Origin of the sequence: Mycobacterium barrassiae (genome assembly GCF_025822765.1) — a bacterium.
GTDB classification, from domain to species: domain Bacteria; phylum Actinomycetota; class Actinomycetes; order Mycobacteriales; family Mycobacteriaceae; genus Mycobacterium; species Mycobacterium barrassiae.
Map to the genome: position 1 here is coordinate 13743 of NZ_JACKUK010000039.1, position 16364 is coordinate 30106.

The 16364-nt window shown below is 65.0% G+C and carries 16 protein-coding genes and 1 pseudogene; 14 read left to right on the forward strand and 3 right to left on the reverse strand.

Annotated elements, in window-relative coordinates; translation table 11 throughout:
• The first annotated feature begins 3 nt into the window (after positions 1 to 3).
• From H7J93_RS25395 to H7J93_RS25405, 3 genes are all read left to right on the forward strand, one after another.
• Positions 4 to 618, forward strand: coding sequence for a class I SAM-dependent methyltransferase (locus H7J93_RS25395; protein ID WP_267309061.1), 615 nt, complete (start codon positions 4 to 6; stop codon positions 616 to 618).
• A 74-nt stretch (positions 619 to 692) separates the two neighbouring features.
• Entirely contained in the window at positions 693 to 1232 is a 540-nt protein-coding gene (locus tag H7J93_RS25400) for a phosphate-starvation-inducible PsiE family protein (RefSeq protein WP_267309062.1), read from the forward strand.
• A 33-nt stretch (positions 1233 to 1265) separates the two neighbouring features.
• The gene (locus H7J93_RS25405; protein WP_267309063.1) at positions 1266 to 2081 is read left to right on the forward strand and encodes an acyl-CoA thioesterase domain-containing protein; all 816 of its coding nucleotides are present in this window, start codon (positions 1266 to 1268) and stop codon (positions 2079 to 2081) included.
• Here H7J93_RS25405 and H7J93_RS25410 read toward each other — a convergent pair.
• Entirely contained in the window at positions 2072 to 2644 is a 573-nt protein-coding gene (locus tag H7J93_RS25410; RefSeq protein WP_267309064.1) for a dihydrofolate reductase family protein, read from the reverse strand. The genes H7J93_RS25405 and H7J93_RS25410 overlap by 10 nt on opposite strands.
• Positions 2645 to 2812: 168 nt before the next feature.
• Between H7J93_RS25410 and H7J93_RS25415 the strand changes: the two genes are divergently transcribed.
• The 5 genes and pseudogenes from H7J93_RS25415 to H7J93_RS25435 all read left to right on the forward strand — a co-directional run bounded on the left by H7J93_RS25415 (position 2813) and on the right by H7J93_RS25435 (position 7204).
• The gene (locus H7J93_RS25415; protein ID WP_267309123.1) at positions 2813 to 3193 is read left to right on the forward strand and encodes a helix-turn-helix transcriptional regulator; all 381 of its coding nucleotides are present in this window, start codon (positions 2813 to 2815) and stop codon (positions 3191 to 3193) included.
• A gap of 4 nt (positions 3194 to 3197) precedes the next feature.
• Positions 3198 to 3608 carry a VOC family protein gene (locus H7J93_RS25420; protein ID WP_267309065.1) on the forward strand — a complete coding sequence of 137 codons (411 nt, stop codon included), beginning with the start codon at positions 3198 to 3200 and terminating at the stop codon, positions 3606 to 3608.
• Between the two features lie 12 nt (positions 3609 to 3620).
• Positions 3621 to 3839: pseudogene (locus tag H7J93_RS25425) on the forward strand (hypothetical protein); the annotation flags it as partial.
• A gap of 87 nt (positions 3840 to 3926) precedes the next feature.
• Positions 3927 to 5714: a flavin-containing monooxygenase gene (locus H7J93_RS25430; RefSeq protein ID WP_267309066.1), complete on the forward strand. Its 1788-nt coding sequence runs from the start codon at positions 3927 to 3929 to the stop codon at positions 5712 to 5714.
• Complete coding sequence (locus H7J93_RS25435; RefSeq protein ID WP_267309067.1) at positions 5711 to 7204, forward strand: flavin-containing monooxygenase; 1494 nt, start codon at positions 5711 to 5713, stop codon at positions 7202 to 7204. The genes H7J93_RS25430 and H7J93_RS25435 overlap by 4 nt, the downstream gene beginning before the upstream one ends.
• Before the next feature lie 8 nt (positions 7205 to 7212).
• On the opposite strand, the gene H7J93_RS25440 is transcribed toward H7J93_RS25435, so the two are convergent.
• Entirely contained in the window at positions 7213 to 7662 is a 450-nt protein-coding gene (locus H7J93_RS25440; RefSeq protein WP_267309068.1) for a hypothetical protein, read from the reverse strand.
• A 237-nt stretch (positions 7663 to 7899) separates the two neighbouring features.
• Here H7J93_RS25440 and H7J93_RS25445 point away from each other — a divergent pair, with 237 nt between their 5' ends.
• Both H7J93_RS25445 and H7J93_RS25450 read left to right on the forward strand, forming a co-directional pair.
• Positions 7900 to 9522: a cation:proton antiporter domain-containing protein gene (locus H7J93_RS25445; protein WP_267309069.1), complete on the forward strand. Its 1623-nt coding sequence runs from the start codon at positions 7900 to 7902 to the stop codon at positions 9520 to 9522.
• A gap of 325 nt (positions 9523 to 9847) precedes the next feature.
• Positions 9848 to 10000 (forward strand): DUF1330 domain-containing protein, encoded by a 153-nt coding sequence (locus H7J93_RS25450; protein ID WP_267309070.1) that lies wholly within the window; start codon positions 9848 to 9850, stop codon positions 9998 to 10000.
• Between the two features lie 91 nt (positions 10001 to 10091).
• On the opposite strand, the gene H7J93_RS25455 is transcribed toward H7J93_RS25450, so the two are convergent.
• On the reverse strand, positions 10092 to 10916 hold the full coding sequence (locus H7J93_RS25455; protein ID WP_267309071.1) for an endo alpha-1,4 polygalactosaminidase: 825 nt from the start codon (positions 10914 to 10916) through the stop codon (positions 10092 to 10094).
• A 795-nt stretch (positions 10917 to 11711) separates the two neighbouring features.
• Here H7J93_RS25455 and H7J93_RS25460 point away from each other — a divergent pair.
• The 4 genes from H7J93_RS25460 to H7J93_RS25475 all read left to right on the forward strand — a co-directional run bounded on the left by H7J93_RS25460 (position 11712) and on the right by H7J93_RS25475 (position 16236).
• Positions 11712 to 11921 (forward strand): hypothetical protein, encoded by a 210-nt coding sequence (locus H7J93_RS25460; RefSeq protein WP_267309072.1) that lies wholly within the window; start codon positions 11712 to 11714, stop codon positions 11919 to 11921.
• 280 nt (positions 11922 to 12201) lie between these two features.
• Positions 12202 to 12576 (forward strand): cupin domain-containing protein, encoded by a 375-nt coding sequence (locus H7J93_RS25465; protein WP_267309073.1) that lies wholly within the window; start codon positions 12202 to 12204, stop codon positions 12574 to 12576.
• Positions 12576 to 14888 carry a trimethylamine N-oxide demethylase gene (locus tag H7J93_RS25470; protein WP_267309074.1) on the forward strand — a complete coding sequence of 771 codons (2313 nt, stop codon included), beginning with the start codon at positions 12576 to 12578 and terminating at the stop codon, positions 14886 to 14888. The genes H7J93_RS25465 and H7J93_RS25470 overlap by 1 nt, the downstream gene beginning before the upstream one ends.
• A gap of 10 nt (positions 14889 to 14898) precedes the next feature.
• Complete coding sequence (locus H7J93_RS25475; protein ID WP_267309075.1) at positions 14899 to 16236, forward strand: trimethylamine monooxygenase; 1338 nt, start codon at positions 14899 to 14901, stop codon at positions 16234 to 16236.
• Positions 16237 to 16364: the final 128 nt, after the last annotated feature.

Sequence of the window (16364 nt, forward strand, 5' to 3'; positions counted from 1 at the left end):
GTCATGACTGCTCCAGAGGTATTACCGGTCAACCATCACGCCGACCATCCGGGCTTTTCGGGTGTGACGGGAGTGATCGTCGGACTGATGCTGCTGTGGATGGGGCGGGCCAGTGCGCGGCTGGCCGCTGAAGCCACCGACGTCTCGACCGGCGACCACGTCGTGGACATCGGGTGCGGTCCCGGAGGGGCGGCGCGGGAAGCCGCGCGTCGGGGCGCACGCGTCACCGGAGTCGATCCGGCGCCGGTGATGTTGCGTCTGGCCCGGACCCTCAGTCGGGACGCGAACATCGAGTGGACCGAGGGCACCGCCGAGAGTGTGCCGGTGCCGGACGGATCGGCGACGGTGTGGTGGTCGCTGGCAACCGTGCACCACTGGCAGGACGTCGGCAAAGGGCTCGGCGAAGCGCGCCGGGTTCTGACCCCGGGTGGGCGCCTGCTTGCCGTTGAACGCCGGGCGCGGCCGGGTGCGACGGGTCTGGCCAGCCACGGCTGGACACAGCAGCAGGCGGAATCGTTTGCCGCGCAATGCCGCACAGCGGGATTCACCGAGGTCACGGTCGGTCGGCAAGGCGAGGGCCGCCGCGGGGTGTGGACCGTGCGGGCCGTCAGACCGTGAGGGGTTGATGGTGCTGATCGTGGGGTACCTGTATTGACGGTTAGGTAACCGGGGCGTCGATCTGGAGGTGGCGCATGGCCAGGGCGACCAAACGCGGCTCCAGCGAGGAAACCGACGAGAAAGAACGTCAACGTCTTGCCGACCGGGTGCTGGGATTCCTCGAAGATGTCGTGTACTGGGCCGTCGCCGTCGTGCTCGTCATCGGTTCAATGGCGCTCCTGGTCGCGCAGTTCAACACGATGCTGCGACTACGGAATACCCCGGCCTCGACCATCATGTTGGAGGTCCTCGACGGGCTGCTGCTCATCTTCATATTCGTGGAGCTGTTGTACGCCGTGCGGTCATGCCTTCGATCGCATGAGATCGTCGCCGAGCCGTTCCTCATCGTCGGAATCCTCGCGGGTATCAAGGAGATCGTCGTGCTCTCCGTGGAGGCGGCGACGCTGCTCAAGGATGGCCCGCAGTTCTCCCGTGCGGTCGTCGAGATCGCGGTACTGAGTGTGGGTGTGCTGGTGCTCGCGGTGTCGGCCTTCGTGTTGCGCGAGCGCCGGCACAACGACCGCGACCCGGTCGAAGAAGATGCGCGTCAGGAGGAGAAGACCGCTTCTGGTTGAGGTCCGCTGACACGCCTGTGCGAGGATGCGCGGATGGCCGAACCTGCGCATTTCACGCCAACGGCGGACGGCGAGTTCGTGCCGACCCGCTTTGCGCTGAGTCATTGGGGCGACGACCATCTCAACGGACCTGCCGTCGTGGGATTGTCGGCGCAGGTACTCGAGAACCACTTCGGCTCGCCCGACTTCCTGCCGACGCGCCTGACCGTCGATCTGTTCCGAGCGGCACGTTCGACGGCGACCAGCGTGGAGGTGCGGTCGGTACGTGACGGTCGCCGGGTGCGCAGCTCGGAATGCGATGTGATCCAAGATGGTCGGGCTGTCGCGAGAGCGACGCTGGTTCAGTACCGGCGCTCGTCGGCACCGCCCGGTCGCCAGTGGATCGCACCGATACCGCACCCGCAGCCGCCCACCCCGGACAATCAGATGATGCCGTACGTCGGCAGCGCGGCAGGCTGGACCCGCAGCCCGGCAGAGCATCAAAACGAGTCCCGTAAGACCTTCTGCTACCGCGGCCTCACTGTCGTTGCGGGGGAGGAGCTTTCGTCGTTCGTGCGAGCGGTGATGGTCGCCGAGGCGACCAGCCTCGTCACCAACCTCGGCACAGAAGGCATCGGCTATATCAACGGTGACCTGACCGTGGCGCTGTCCCGGCTACCGGTCGACGACTTGATCTGCATCCAAGGCGATTCGCACTGGGCCGCAGACGGGATCGCTGTGGGGACCGCAACACTGTTCGACCACCAGGGGCCGTTCGGAACGGGAATGACGACCGCGGTAGCCAATCCGGCCGCGCAGATCGACTTCACGACAAGGACGTTCGCCACCGAAGGACTCAACTACGAGTAGGCGTGGTTCGCCGCGTAACGCAGCAACACCGTCCCACCCGGGAAGGTGCGGTTCTCCAACAGTCGCAGCGAGATCCATGACGGCAGCGTCGGGAAGAACGGAGTGCCGCCGCCGACCGCGATGGGCGCGACCACGATCCGGTATTCGTCCACCAGTCCGGCCTGCACGATCGGTGCGGCCAGCGTCGCGCCGGCCACCTCCAGCTGGCCATCGGTTTCGGCCTTGAGCTTCGTCACCACCTCGACCGGATCGCCACGTTCCAGGCGGGAGTTCCAGTCGACGGACTCCAAGGTGTGTGAGAACACGACCTTGGGCATGTCGCGCCAGACGCGGGCGAAGTCGACGATCAAGGGGGTCGCGTCCGGGGCTTGGTCGGCGGTCGGCCAGTACGCGGACATCAGCTCGTAGAGCCGCCGCCCGTAGAGCGACAGGGTGGTGTCCCGCTCGAAGTCGTTCCAGTACTGGTGCAGTTCTTCGCTCGGGTCGGACCAGTCGATGTTGCCCTGCGCGTCCGCGATGTACCCGTCGAGCGACACGTTGAAGCCATAGATGAGTTTGCCCACGCAGATCAGACTGCACCGGAGGGTCAAACTCATCGCGGTGCCACACGGGCTATTCTCAACATCGACCGGCGCCAGAGGCATTCAGTGATCTGGTGCGTGACCAGCGGGGGGCCGGTGGAAGACCAACGCCTGAGGGACTTGCGGCTGCTGCGGCAGGTGCGCGACCGGATGGACCGCGAGTACGCACAGCCGCTGGACGTCGCGGCGCTGGCGTTCGGGGTGAACATGTCGGCCGGGCACCTGTCGCGCCAGTTCAAGGAGGCCTACGGCGAGTCGCCGTACTCCTATCTGATGACCCGTCGGATCGAGCGGGCGATGGCGCTGTTGCGGCGGGGCGACATGTCGGTCACCGAGGTGTGCTTCGCGGTCGGCTGTTCCTCCCTGGGCACATTCAGCACCCGTTTCACCGAATTGGTCGGGATGCCGCCGAGCACCTACCGGCGGCAGGCCGCGCACGACGTGAACGAGCTGCCGTCGTGCATCGTCAAACAAGTCACCAGACCCATCAGGAATCGAGAAGCGTCTGTTGCCGCGTCCGAATTACCGTGACCTCATGGACATCAGCATCAACTACAGCTACCTCCCACACACCGATCCTGAGGCGTCGCTCGCGTTCTACCGCGACGCGCTCGGCTTCGAGGTGCGCAAAGACGTCGGCCGCGGGGACATGCGCTGGATCACCGTCGGACCGGTCGGCAGACCCGAGATGAACATCGTCCTGACGCCGCCTGCCGCGGACCCGGCGATCACCGATGATGAGCGCCGGGTCATCGCCGAGATGATGGCCAAGGGGACCTACGCCGGCATCATGCTGGCCACGCCCGATGTCGACGCCGTCTTCGAGCGAGTGCAGGCCACCGGGGCCGAGGTGATGAGTGAACCCACCGACCAGCCGTGGGGGATGCGCGACTGCGCGTTCCGCGACCCCGCGGGCAACACCGTCCGCATTCAGGAGGTGGCCTGACGGTGGCGACGGCGGCTGCTCGCGCTGTTGGACCGCCTCGTCGACTCGGGTAAGTCCGTCGTCGTCATCGAGCACCATCAGGCCGTGATGGCGCACGCCGACTGGCTCATCGACCTCGGGCCCGGCGCCGGTCACGACGGTGGCCGGGTGGTCTTCGAGGGCACGCCGGCCGACCTGGTGTCCAAGCGATCCACCGTGACGGGGCAACACCTCACCGAATACGTCGGCTAGGTCCCGCCTGTTCCCAGTTGCCGCGAAATCGAATTCCGGCAGCGAAAGTGCGAGTAACCCCCTGCGAGGATTCAGTTTCGCGGCAAGATGCCGGGCGTGGTGTTCGACATGGATGCACTGCGCGCGAAGTATGCCTTCGAGCGGGAGCGTCGATTGCGCCCCGACGGGATCGCGCAGTACGTCGAGATCGCGGGCCCGTTCGCCGACTTCGCGAGGGACCCGTGGTGTGACCAGAATTTCGTCCGTCAGCCGCTGGCGGATGAGGTCGATGTCGCAATCATCGGCGCTGGATTCGGCGGCCTGCTGACCGGTGCCCGGCTTCGCGAACTGGGCGTGCAGAGCATCCGGCTGATCGACAAGGCCGCCGACGTGGGCGGCACCTGGTACTGGAATCGCTATCCGGGTATCGCCTGCGATGTCGAGTCCTACGTGTACATGCCGCTGCTCGAGGAGCTGGGCTACATCCCGACCGAGAAGTACGCGAAGGGCCCCGAGATCCTCGCGCACTGCAAGAACATCGCCTCGCATTACGACCTGTACCGCGACATCTGCCTGCAAACCGAGGTCCACGAAATCCGTTGGGACCCCGAACTGCTGCGCTGGATCATCGCCACCAATCACGGCGATGCGATGCGCGCCCGCTTCGTGGCGATGGCCAACGGCTATCTGCAGAAGCCGAAACTCCCCGGCATCGACGGGATCATGGCCTTCCAGGGGCACACCTTCCACACCAGCCGATGGGACTACGCCTACACGGGATCCGATCTGGCCAACCTGGCGGACAAGCGGGTCGGGATCGTTGGCACGGGGGCCACCGCCATCCAGTGCGTACCGCATCTCGCCAGGGCGGCCCGGCGACTGCTGGTGTTTCAGCGCACGCCGTCGACCGTCGATGTGCGTGGTAACCGTCCGACCGATCCGGCGTGGTCGGGGTCGCTGCAGGAGGGTTGGCAACGTCGCCGCATCGAGAACTTCCAGCTGCTGACGGCCGGCGGTGAGGCCGACGAGGATCTTGTCGACGACGCGTGGACGAGCATCGTCAAGAAACTGTTCGTGATGCGCCAGACCGCGGTCGCCGGGATGTCCGACGAAGAGCGGTTGCGCACAGTCGAATTGGCCGACTTCGCCAAGATGGAGGACATCCGGGCTCGCGTGGACGCGATCGTCGCCGATCCCGCGACCGCCGAAGCACTCAAGCCCTGGTACGGCTACTTCTGCAAACGTCCTTGTTTTCACGACGAGTACTTGCAGACCTTCAACCGCGACAACGTGACCCTCGTCGACACCAAGGGCCAGGGTGTCGAGCGCATCACCCGCGACGGCGTTGCGGTCAACGGCGTCGAGCACAAGCTCGACTGTCTGATCTTCGCTACAGGTTTCGAGGTGGGCACCGACTACTCACGGCGGACCGGCTTCGAAGTGATCGGCCGCGGGGGCATGACACTCACGGATGCGTGGCGAGACGGCGTACGGACGCTGCACGGGCTCACTGTCAACGGATTCCCGAACTGCTTCATTCTGTCCATCGCACAATCCGGCTTCACCGTGAACTTTCCGTATCTGCTCGACGTGCAGGCGCAACACGCCGCGGAGGTGATCGCGTGGGGGTTGCGCCACGGGGTCACCGAGCTGGAGCCGTCGGCTGACGCCGAATCGGCGTGGGTAGACACCGTGATCGGCCGCTCCACGGCGAGCGCTGGCCGCGCCAAGTCCTGCACACCGGGGTACTACAACCGAGAAGGCCAGGCGAACGCCAAGACTCGTCAGGGCAGCTTCTTCTACGGCACCCCAACCGAATACGCCGAGATTCTCCTGGCGTCCCGCAGGAACGGCGCCCCGGAGGGTTTCGAGATCCGCACAGGTAGCCGTCGATGATTTCGCGCGGCCGATACCTGTCCGGTCGTCTTCGCGCACTGACTCGCCGCGGAACCCCACCGCGGGTGGTGATCATCGGGGCCGGTTTCGGCGGCATCGCCGCAGCGGTCGCATTGCGCCGCAGAGGTATTGACGATGTGACGATCGTCGAGCGATCAGACGGCGTCGGCGGCACCTGGCGGCAGAACACCTATCCCGGTGCGGCGTGCGACATCCAAAGCCATCTGTATTCGTTCTCGTTCGCACCGAACCGCCACTGGACCCGCACCTACGCCTATCAACCCGAGATTCTGGCCTACCTCGAGTCGGTGGCTGATCGCTTCGACCTGCGCCGCCATCTGATGCTTGGCACCAGCGTGCGCAGACTGGTCTGGAATGAACCGCACTGGGATGTCGAGCTCAGCGACGGGCGAACGCTCGTCGCGGATGTTGTCGTCAGCGCAGTCGGATTATTCGGGGCGCCAAGGTATCCCGACATCGAGGGCATCGCGGAGTTCGCCGGCGACCTGATGCACACCTCGCGGTGGGATCCGGGTATCGACCTGGCGGGCAAGCGAGTGGCGGTCGTCGGCACCGGCGCCAGTGGTGTGCAGGTCGTCCCCGAACTCGCCGACACGGTGGCACAGCTGACAGTCTTTCAGCGCACCCCGCCGTGGATGGTGCCGAAAGAGGATCGGCCGTACACCGGCGAGGAGCTCACCCGATTCCGTCGGGTCCCGTGGGCTGCAGCGCGTGAACGGTGGAGGCTGTGGAAGCTGCAGCACGACAACACGGCATTGACTCCCGACCATCCGAAAATTGCTGTGGTTCAGGAGTTGTCGGAGAACTTTCTGCGACGCCACGTCGGTGACGATTCCTTGCGTGACGCGTTGACGCCGCGCTATCCATTCCGGTGCAAGCGCGTGCTGCTCGGCGAGAAGTACTACCTGGCGCTGCGGCGCCCACACGTAGAACTCGTGACGGATCCGATCGCGCGGGTCACCGAGTCGGGCGTCATCACCGCAGGAGGCCGTGCGGTCGACGTCGACGTGATCGTGCTGGCGACGGGCTTCGAGACCAGCAGCTATCTGTCGGGCCTCGAGGTCATCGGCGTCAGCGGCGAACGCCTGCACGACCGTTGGGGCGAGGATCCGCGGGCGTATCTCGGCGTCGCGGTGAGTGGGTTTCCGAACTTCTTCATGCTGTACGGCCCCAACACCAACCAGGGCGCGAACTCGATCATCTACATCCTGGAGGCCGGCGCCCGGCTGATGGCCAGTGCCGTCACTCGACTGGCCAGACACGGCGGCCATCTCGATGTACGACCGGAGGTCGAAGCACGCTTCAACGCGCAGATCGCCGCCGATCTGGAGCAGACGATCTGGACCCAGTGCGACAGCTACTACCGATCGCCGACCGGACGGATCGTCACGCAATGGCCCCACTCGGAACTCGACTACGCGCGGGCGACCTGGCGGGTGCGCCGACGCGACTGGGTGCACGCGACGTGAACTGCGCCCTACTTCGTTTTCTTCGGTGCCGCCTTGCTCCGCGACGTCCTCTTGGTCGCAGCGGCGGTACCTCGATTGGCCAGTCGCCCTAGCGTGGCGACACCGGGGAGGGACGAAATCGCGCCGTAGACCTCGTTACCGGTGGCGACGAGCGCCTCGAGTTGAGGCAGGATCGCGTCCATCGTGCGGATCATCGGGTCGGCCAGTGCGAGATACCGCTCGGCGCGGTCGATCGCCTGGTTGAGTCGCTCGGTAGCCGTCGCCAGATTCTCGATCAGGTCGGGCAGCTGAGTTGCCAGCTGTATCGACGCAGGTGGGATACGCAACGCAGTGCCCGCAACGGCCTGCGCGGCGTCCGCCGCCGCCTGTGCGGCCGCTTGCGCAGAGTCGGCCGCTGCCTGCGCCGCTGCCTTGATGTCCTTGGGTTTGGGGGGCTTGGGAACCTTGGGGCTCGTCATCTTCCAACTGTCCCGCACGGCGAATGCACTGTCTGTCCCTTTGGCCCAATCGGCAGGGTCGCAGGCTGGACGCGGGGTGTGAGAGTCCCCCGCGAGCAGACGTGAAGCCCCCCTTTTTTCGCGGAAATAGGGGGAGTTCACGTCTGCTCGCGTGCACCGTCTCGAGAAGAATCCGATGCTTGCCGGGATACTTGGAGAACTTCGCCATCGTCGACAGCTTGGAACAAGGGGCCGCGCGTGACAGTAGTCGCCATATATCTCGTCATCACCTTCGGCCTCGGCGGCCTCGCCATGGCGTTCCGGCTGCCTCCGCTGGTTGGGTTCCTGGCGGCAGGGTTCGTCATCAACGCCCTCGACGTGGAGGACGTGCCGCAGCTGGAAGTGCTGGCAGATCTGGGCGTCACGCTGTTGCTCTTCGCGATCGGCCTCAAGCTCAACCCGCGGATCCTGCTGCGCCGCGAGGTCTGGTTGACCACGTCCGTGCACATGCTGGTCAGCGTCGTTCTCGGCAGTATCGCCTTGTGGCTGGCCGCGGTGGCCGGGGTGGCCATGCTCGCCGGCCAGAGCGTGCAGACCATCGCCCTGCTCGCCTTCGCGCTGTCGTTCTCGAGCACGGTCTTCGTGGTCAAGGTCCTCGAGGAGCGCGGCGAATCACACGCCCTCTACGGCCGGGTCGCCATCGGCATCCTGGTCATGCAGGACATCGTCGCGGTGGTCTTTCTGACGGCTACCAGCGGTCATCTCCCAAGCCCGTGGGCGCTGACACTGGTGCTGCTGTGGCCGTTCACCCGGTTCGTGCGCAGGATCTGGAGCAGGCTGGGTCACGGCGAGATGCAGTCCCTGTTCGGCATCGTGATGGCGCTGGTGCCCGGGTACGCGTTGTTCTCGGCGGTCGGATTGAAGGGCGACCTCGGCGCATTGATCATCGGTGTGCTGTTGGCGTCGCACTCAGCATCATCTGAGCTGTCGCGTTCGTTGTTCCACATCAAGGAACTGCTGCTCGTCGGATTCTTCGTCTCCATCGGTCTCACCGGACTGCCAGACCTGCCGACCATCGGCGTCGCGCTGCTGATGATGCTGCTGCTGCCGTTCAAGGCGGGCTGGTACGTCCTGCTGCTGTCGCGGATGAAGCTCCGATACCGCACCGCGTTGCTCGCCGGGCTCAGCCTGATGAACTACTCCGAATTCGGTCTGATCGTCGTGTCGGTCGGAGTCTCGGCGGGGCTGCTGGCGCCGGCCTGGCTCGTCGAGATGTCGATCGCGGTGGCGTTCAGCTTCGTTCTTTCGGCCCTGGTGAACGGGCGCGGACATCTGATGGTGGAGAAGATCGCCGCACGGCTGCCACCACAGGATGAGACCACGCTGCATCCCGAGGAACGGCCCGCAGACGCCGGCGACGCCGAGGTCGTGGTGATCGGCATGGGCCGAGTCGGATACGCCGCCTATCAACGACTGACCGATCATTATGGGTTGCGCGCCGTCGGTGTCGACTACGACGGACCGCGAGTCCAACGCCTCCGGGAAGACGGCATGAATGTCATCGAAGGCGATGCCACCGACCTCGACTTCTGGCACCAACTACGACATTCCGAGTCGGTGCGCATCGCCGTGCTCGCCATGCCGCGTCACGGCGCCAACGTCACCGCGCTGGCGTGTCTACGGGAGTCGGGGTTCAGTGGAAGGGTCGCCGCGGTCGCCAGATACGACGACGAGGTGGAGTGGGCCAAGGAGCACGGCGTCGACATCGCCTTCAATGTGTATGCGGGTGCCGGGCTCGAGTTGGCTGATCAGGTGGGCGCCGAAGGGCCCCGCGATGCCGTTCAAGCCGCCGAGGAAGAGCCAAGCGGTGGCGCTCAATGACGTTGCACACCAACATAATTCATCACAGTGACGAAATGTGATGGTATAGGCCCCGAGGAAGGGGAGTGGCGGATTAATTCCAGTGAAGGTGGGTGTTCGGCAAGATGATGGGTGCGATGCGGCCAGACAGTGTGCCCGGGCTGCAGAATTTCGACCCGAAAGCGCCCGTGTACATGGTGAACCTACTGAAGTTCAAGACACCCAACGGAGTTGCGAGTTATCTCGAATACGGCGCTGGCGTAGCGCCGATGCTCGAAGCGGCGGGTGCGTCGGTGTGCTTTACCGGCTCCCGGCCTCATGGTGCCGCCGATGAAAGCGACTCCGCATGTGGGATGTCATCATCGTCGTGAAATACCCGACGCCAAGCGCGTTCTTGGACATGGTGACGAGCGAGGGCTACCAGCAGATTGCCAAGCACCGGGATCACGCACTCGAGCGTGGCGACCTGATCGCCACCGCCGATTGGGATTTCACCTGACCGGGATACGTCAACGCATCACGTTGCGTACTAAACGGAGCCGCCTCCAACCCTAACGCGTCACAGTGACGCTATTGGCAAGAGGGGGAAGTTACGGACAGGGCAGCCGGAAGGCGTCGAGGTCGACGTTCTTGATGAGCGTCGACAGACCGAGCGGCTTCGTCACGGCGCATACCTCGGGAAGCCGGTTGCTCTCGAGGTACTCCGCGTGGAAGACGGCCTTGTTCACGGCGAGGAAGTTGTCCCGGTACAGCGCACACTCGTCGAAGGTGAAGCATTCCTCGTTGAGCGCCCAATCGAAGTCGGGCTCGAGCTCGGCGAGTTGGTCGATGTCGTTCTTGAGTCCGACCGAGAGCCCGCGCGCGTGCGCTTCGGCGGCGATGAAGCGGTTGTAGTCGAGTTGGTCGGCTGCTGCCAGTTCGAAACCGGTGTCGTTGCCGTAGCCGTCGACGTTGTCGGGCTCGACCGCGTCGCAGCCGCGCGACACCGCGAGGTCGAGTCGTCGCTGCATGAGTGTGCGAACGTCGGCGTTGCGGGTGTCGAGCCACAGTTCGTCCTGAAAGGGAGGGTCGAGCGGGTTTCCTTTGGCCACGTCCGGGAAGTCGGATGCGTCGGGGCGGAAGTCCTCCCAACTGCCGGCGCTGAAGTAGCAGATGACCTTGCGGCCGTTGACTTTCAGTGTCACCAGTTCGTCGTCGGTGGTGGTGAGTAGATCGACGTCGTAGACGGCGACGTCCAGCGACGTGTCAACGGGTAAGCCCGACAGCTGCCACTGCCAGGTGGTGCCGACCGGTGGTTGCCAAAGCGCTTCGTCGCTGGCGGCAGTATTCGACTCGCCACCGGAGTCACGGCCGCCGCACGCAGTCAAAGTCGCGAGAGCGATGGCGCCGTAAAGAACGCGTGGCGCGATGCGCATGCGTCCACTCTGGCATTGGTCGTATGGTTCGTGGAGCGATTCACGATTGATCGCCACGGAGCACTCTGGGCGAGGGTATCCCAACCCCATAGCGTCACAGTGACGTTTTGAGGGTATAGGGTTAATCGCTTTCATATCAGGGCATTTCGCCAGTCGAGCAACGATGATGCTACAAAAGTGAGGGGAGTGCCGCCCCGGGGGTAAGCGCCCGGCACCATCCAATGCGTTGGCCCACGTTCTGCTGTCACACGGTCGGTGAAGGTGTCAATTGTCGATGTCGACGACGATGCCGTACGCAGTCAGCATCGACAATCGCGCCCGCATGCTCGACCAATCATGAGGAGGCGCCCGCTTCATCGACGCAATACGTCACAGTGACAGAACGGTAGTCGCCGCTCGGGATTATCACGACACCAGAAGGGGTCGGCCCCCGAACACACAGTCCGCGCTACACATCGATTAGCGTGACCGGCCACTGTCATCCAGCGATCCCCGACACGCGGCGGGACGACACCACTAACGGGTTGATTGCATGCACCCAGGTGAGGGCGATCACCCCGTGGAGCACCTGACCCGGCAGACTCAGTCGCGCAGAAAGACCCTTCCGGGCCAGGTCGCAGGTCACCAAAAGTGCCGATAAGCCACATTATGTCAAGTAGTAGTTTCGACACCCACCCCTGGGCCTAGCCGGACACCCCCGTCCAGTCTGCGGCCGACTCGACCAACACCGGCACCGAGTATCCCGCGTTTCCGGTGCTCGCTCAGACCGGTCGGGTGCACCGTAGGCTGCACGGCATGCACGACGCAGTTCTGGCCAGCGCCGCGTCGACGGCGGCGTTGACGTTGGGACTGGCCGCCTATGCGGCGTTGATCCTCGTCGGCATCGCGGTGGCGATTGACGGCGCCCGTCGGCACCGACGACGCCGGGCGATCGTCGCCGCGGCGATGGTCGGGGTACTCACTCTGGTCGGTCTGGTTATTGCGATTGTCAGCAGCGTCGCGTGATCACGAACCGCGTTTGAAGAGTCACCGGTAACACTGCTGACGACCCTCAAGCGCCTCGCCGTTCAGGTGTCCCCTTTCATCACCTCCGTGCTCCACCGCGAGTCCGCCCGGGAGAAACTGCTGGCGATGCGCTGACGCCTTGGCGCTCAAGGGTCCTCGAGCAGCTCCCTTCTCGCCCACCCACTTCCCGCGAGGCAACCAGACTTTAATCTGCAGGAAACCCATCGCCGGTTTCCTCACGGCAGACTCCGTTTCATCCTGAGAGTCTCCTGGAGGTTGCATGACAGCTGTTTCGGTTCCCCCGTTCTTGGTCACTTCGGACTTCTGGCAGAACCTTCCGCAGATGCCGCTGGAAAAGTATCCGGGCACCAAGGGCTATATCGACGATGTCTACGCAAACCCCTATGGCGTACCGATGTGCTCCGGCTATTTCGAACTCGAGAAGACCGACGCGCCGCTGGACTACTACTACGACTACGACGAGATGAAGATCGTGCTCGAGGGTGAGTTCCGGTTGGAGAACGTCGACACCGGTCAGGTCGAGATCGCCCGCGCCAAGGACGCCATCTTCTTCCCGAAGGGCTCCCGGATCCTGTTCTCCACGCCCGACCGCGCGCTGGCGTTCTTCGTCGGATACCGGTCGTTCGCGCCGTAATGCTGTTGCGGGCCAACGCCGAACGCTATCGGGTTCGGTCCGGCGGAGTCACCGCGATCAAGGTGTTCGGCGGTGACCGTTTCGACGTCGTCGACCTCTTCGGCCGCCAGTCCGCCGAGATCACGGTGCTGTCTGCCGATCCCCGGGCCGTGGCCGACGCGGCGCCCAACTCGCCGGCCACCGTGCTGCGACGCCTCGTCGGCGACGAAGACACCGAGGAGGGCTACGCCGCCTCGATCATCCTGGCGATGTTGTCCGAACACGGCCTCGACCAGTCGGAGGCGACGGCAGCCCGCCTGTTCGGGGACGACTCCCCCGCCGGTGCGCGGGAGAGTTTCGCCGTCGACTCCGACGCCGTCGTCCTGGTCGCCGCGCCCGCATACCCGATGCACGTCGACAGCGCGCAGCAGAACCCGCCGTCGGATCTGTTTGTCGAGGTGATGCGGGCGGCCACGTCTCCGCGCGACGAATATTCCGAACTGCCCACTCCCCTCGCAGAACCTCTGTGGGAGAGCAGGATTGATGCTGCCACCGCTACGGCGTACGAAGTGCGGGCGGGTCAGTTCATCCAGATCATCGACGTGGCGGGACGGCAGTGCTCCGACCTGCTGGCGTTCGACGCCCGCGCGCTGGGCGACGGTTACGAGTATGGTCTCGACGCCACCATGACCCGCACCCTGCTGGGCGCGGCGTATCCGACACCGGGCCTGTCGGGCAAGTTGTTCGACGGCCGCGGCCGCCCCCTGTTGGAGGTGGTGCGCGACACCGTCGGGCGCCACGACACCTTCGCGTTGGCTTGCACCGCCAAGTACTACGCCGACATGGGCTATCCGGGACACGTCAACTGCACCGACAACTTCAACGCCCAACTCTCGCCGTACGGCGTGGCGGCCCGCGCCGGCTGGCCCGCGCTGAATCTCTTCTACAACACGACCTTTGACGCCGATCTCCAGCTTGTCTCCGAGGAACCGTGGTCCAGGCCCGGCGACTATGTCCTGTTCCGCGCGGCCGCCGACTTGGTGTGCGCGTCGTCGGCGTGCCCAGACGACATCGATCCCGCCAACGGCTGGCAACCCACCGACATCCATGTCCGCGTGTACGACTCGACGAGGAGGTTCTCTGTGGCGGTCGGACACCGACTCACGCCCGACGCCGAGCCCGTGCTGACCAAACGCACCGGCTTCGCCGACCGCACCGAAGCCTTGACCCGCCGCTTCGTCGACTACCAGGGCTACTGGCTGCCCGAGAGCTTCGACAACTTCGGCCCCCACCACGAGTACTGGGCCTGCCGCGAACGTGTGGCGGTGATGGACCTGTCGGCGCTGCGGAAGTTCGAGGTGCTGGGTCCCGACGCCGAGACGCTGCTGCAGGCCACTGTCACCCGCGACATCCGCCGCCTGTCCCGTGGGCAAGTGGTGTACTCGGCGATGTGTACGGAAGCCGGCGGTGTGGTCGACGACTGCACGGTGTTTCGGCTGAGCGACAACAACTTCCGATTCGTCGGCGGTGATCCACACGACGGGCAGTGGCTGCGCCTGCAGGCCCAGCGGCTGGGCCTGGAGAAGGTGTGGATCAAGGACTCGTCAGACCAACTGCACAACATCGCGGTGCAGGGTCCGTCCAGTCGCGCCCTGCTCGATGAGCTGATCTGGTCGCCGCCCACCCAGCCGCAGCTGCGGGACCTGGGTTGGTTCCGTTTCTTGATCGGGCGCCTCGGCGGCCCCGACGGTCTGCCCCTGTTGGTGTCGCGCACCGGGTACTCCGGTGAGCTGGGCTACGAGGTGTGGGTGCACCCGTCCGACGGCCCCGCGCTATGGGATGCGGTGTGGGCCGCCGGCGAGTCCCACGGCTTGGCGCCACTGGGCCTGGAAGCTCTTGAGATGTTGCGCGTGGAGGCCGGATTGGTCGCGGCCGGCCACGAATTCGACGACCAGACCGACCCGTTCGAGGCCGGCATCGGTTTCACGGTGCCGCTGAAGACCAAACCCGACGACTTCGTCGGCCGCGACGCGCTCATCGAACGCAAGGCGCACCCGCAGCGCGTCCTGGTGGGGCTGCGCCTCGACGGCAACGATGTGGCGGCGCACGGCGACTGCGTGCACATCGGCCGCACCCAGGTGGGTGTGGTGACCAGCGGTGTCCGCTCCCCCATCCTGCGGGCCAGCATCGCGTTGTGCCGCATCGCAGTTCAGCACAGCGCAGCCGGAACCGCCGTTGAGGTCGGCAAGCTCGACGGCCACCGGAAGCGGTTGCCCGCCAACGTCGTTCCCATTCCTTTCTACGACCCCGAGAAGACCCGCCCGCGTTCCTGAGGAGGATTGCATGACACGAACCGCCATCATCGGCACCGGCCCGTGCGGACTGGCGCTCCTGCACGCCTTCGAGAAGGCCCGCTCCGACGGGGCCGACATCGGTGAGGTCGTGTGCTTCGAGAAGCAGTCCGACTGGGGCGGGCTGTGGAACTACACGTGGCGCACGGGCCTCGACGAAAACGGAGATCCCGTGCACGGCAGCATGTACCGATACCTGTGGTCCAACGGCCCCAAGGAGTGTCTGGAGTTCGCCGACTACTCCTTCGACGAGCACTTCGGCTCCCCCATCCCGTCGTTCCCGCCGCGTGAGGTGCTCTACGACTACATCGTCGGACGGGCCAAGAAGAGCAATGTCCGCGAGGCCATCCGCTTCGACACCGCGGTGCGCGGTGTCAGCTTCGACGCCGACACCCAGACCTTCTCCGTCACCTCCGAATCGTTCGCCGACCGGGCGCTGACCACCGAGTCGTTCGACTACGTCGTGGTCGCCACGGGCCACTTCTCAGTGCCCAACGTGCCGGAATACCCAGGCTTCGAGTCGTTTCCGGGTCGGATCCTGCACTCGCACGACTTCCGCGACGCCGCCGAGTTCACCGGCAAGAATCTACTGATCCTCGGCAGCAGCTACTCCGCCGAGGACATTGCACTGCAGACGTTCAAGTACGGCGCCAAGTCGGTGACCATCGCCTACCGCAATGCGCCCATGGGATTCGGTTGGCCCGAGGGGATCACCGAGGTACCCGCGTTGCAGCGCATCGACGGGCGCGCCGCGACGTTCGCCGACGACACCACCCGCGACGTCGACGCAGTGATCCTGTGCACCGGCTATCTGCACCACTTCCCGTTCATCGACCCTGAGCTGCGACTGACCACCGTCAACACGCTGTATCCGGGCGGGCTCTACAAGGGTGTGGTGTGGGCCGCCAATCCCAAGCTGCTGTACCTCGGTATGCAGGATCAGTACTACACGTTCAACATGTTCGACGCGCAGGCGTTCTATGCGCGCGACGTCATTCTGGGCCGGGCGCAGCTGCCCGACGCCGAGACCATGGCCGCCGACATCGACCACTGGCTGACGAAACTCGAGGGCGTGTCCGGCTGCATGGAGCAGATCGACTTCCAGACCGACTATGTGCGTGATCTTCTCGCGCTGTCGGACTACACCGCCTTCGACCTGGAATTGGTGCGCGAGCACTTCATCACGTGGGAGCACGACAAGGACGAGAGCATCACCGGCTACCGGAACAAGTCGTTCTCGTCACCCTGCACCGGCACGGTCGGACCGGCGCCGCACACGCCGTGGTGGGATGAGATGGACGACAGCCTGGCAAAGTTCCTGCAGAAGTAGTGACGCCCCAAAGCGTCAGCAGGACCTATGTTGTGACCTTCTCCATCGGAGCACCGCAGCAGATCTCGGCATGTGTGCACTGTTCCGAGCACGAACACGTCACCGCGCGCAGCGGATCGGCGATCTTC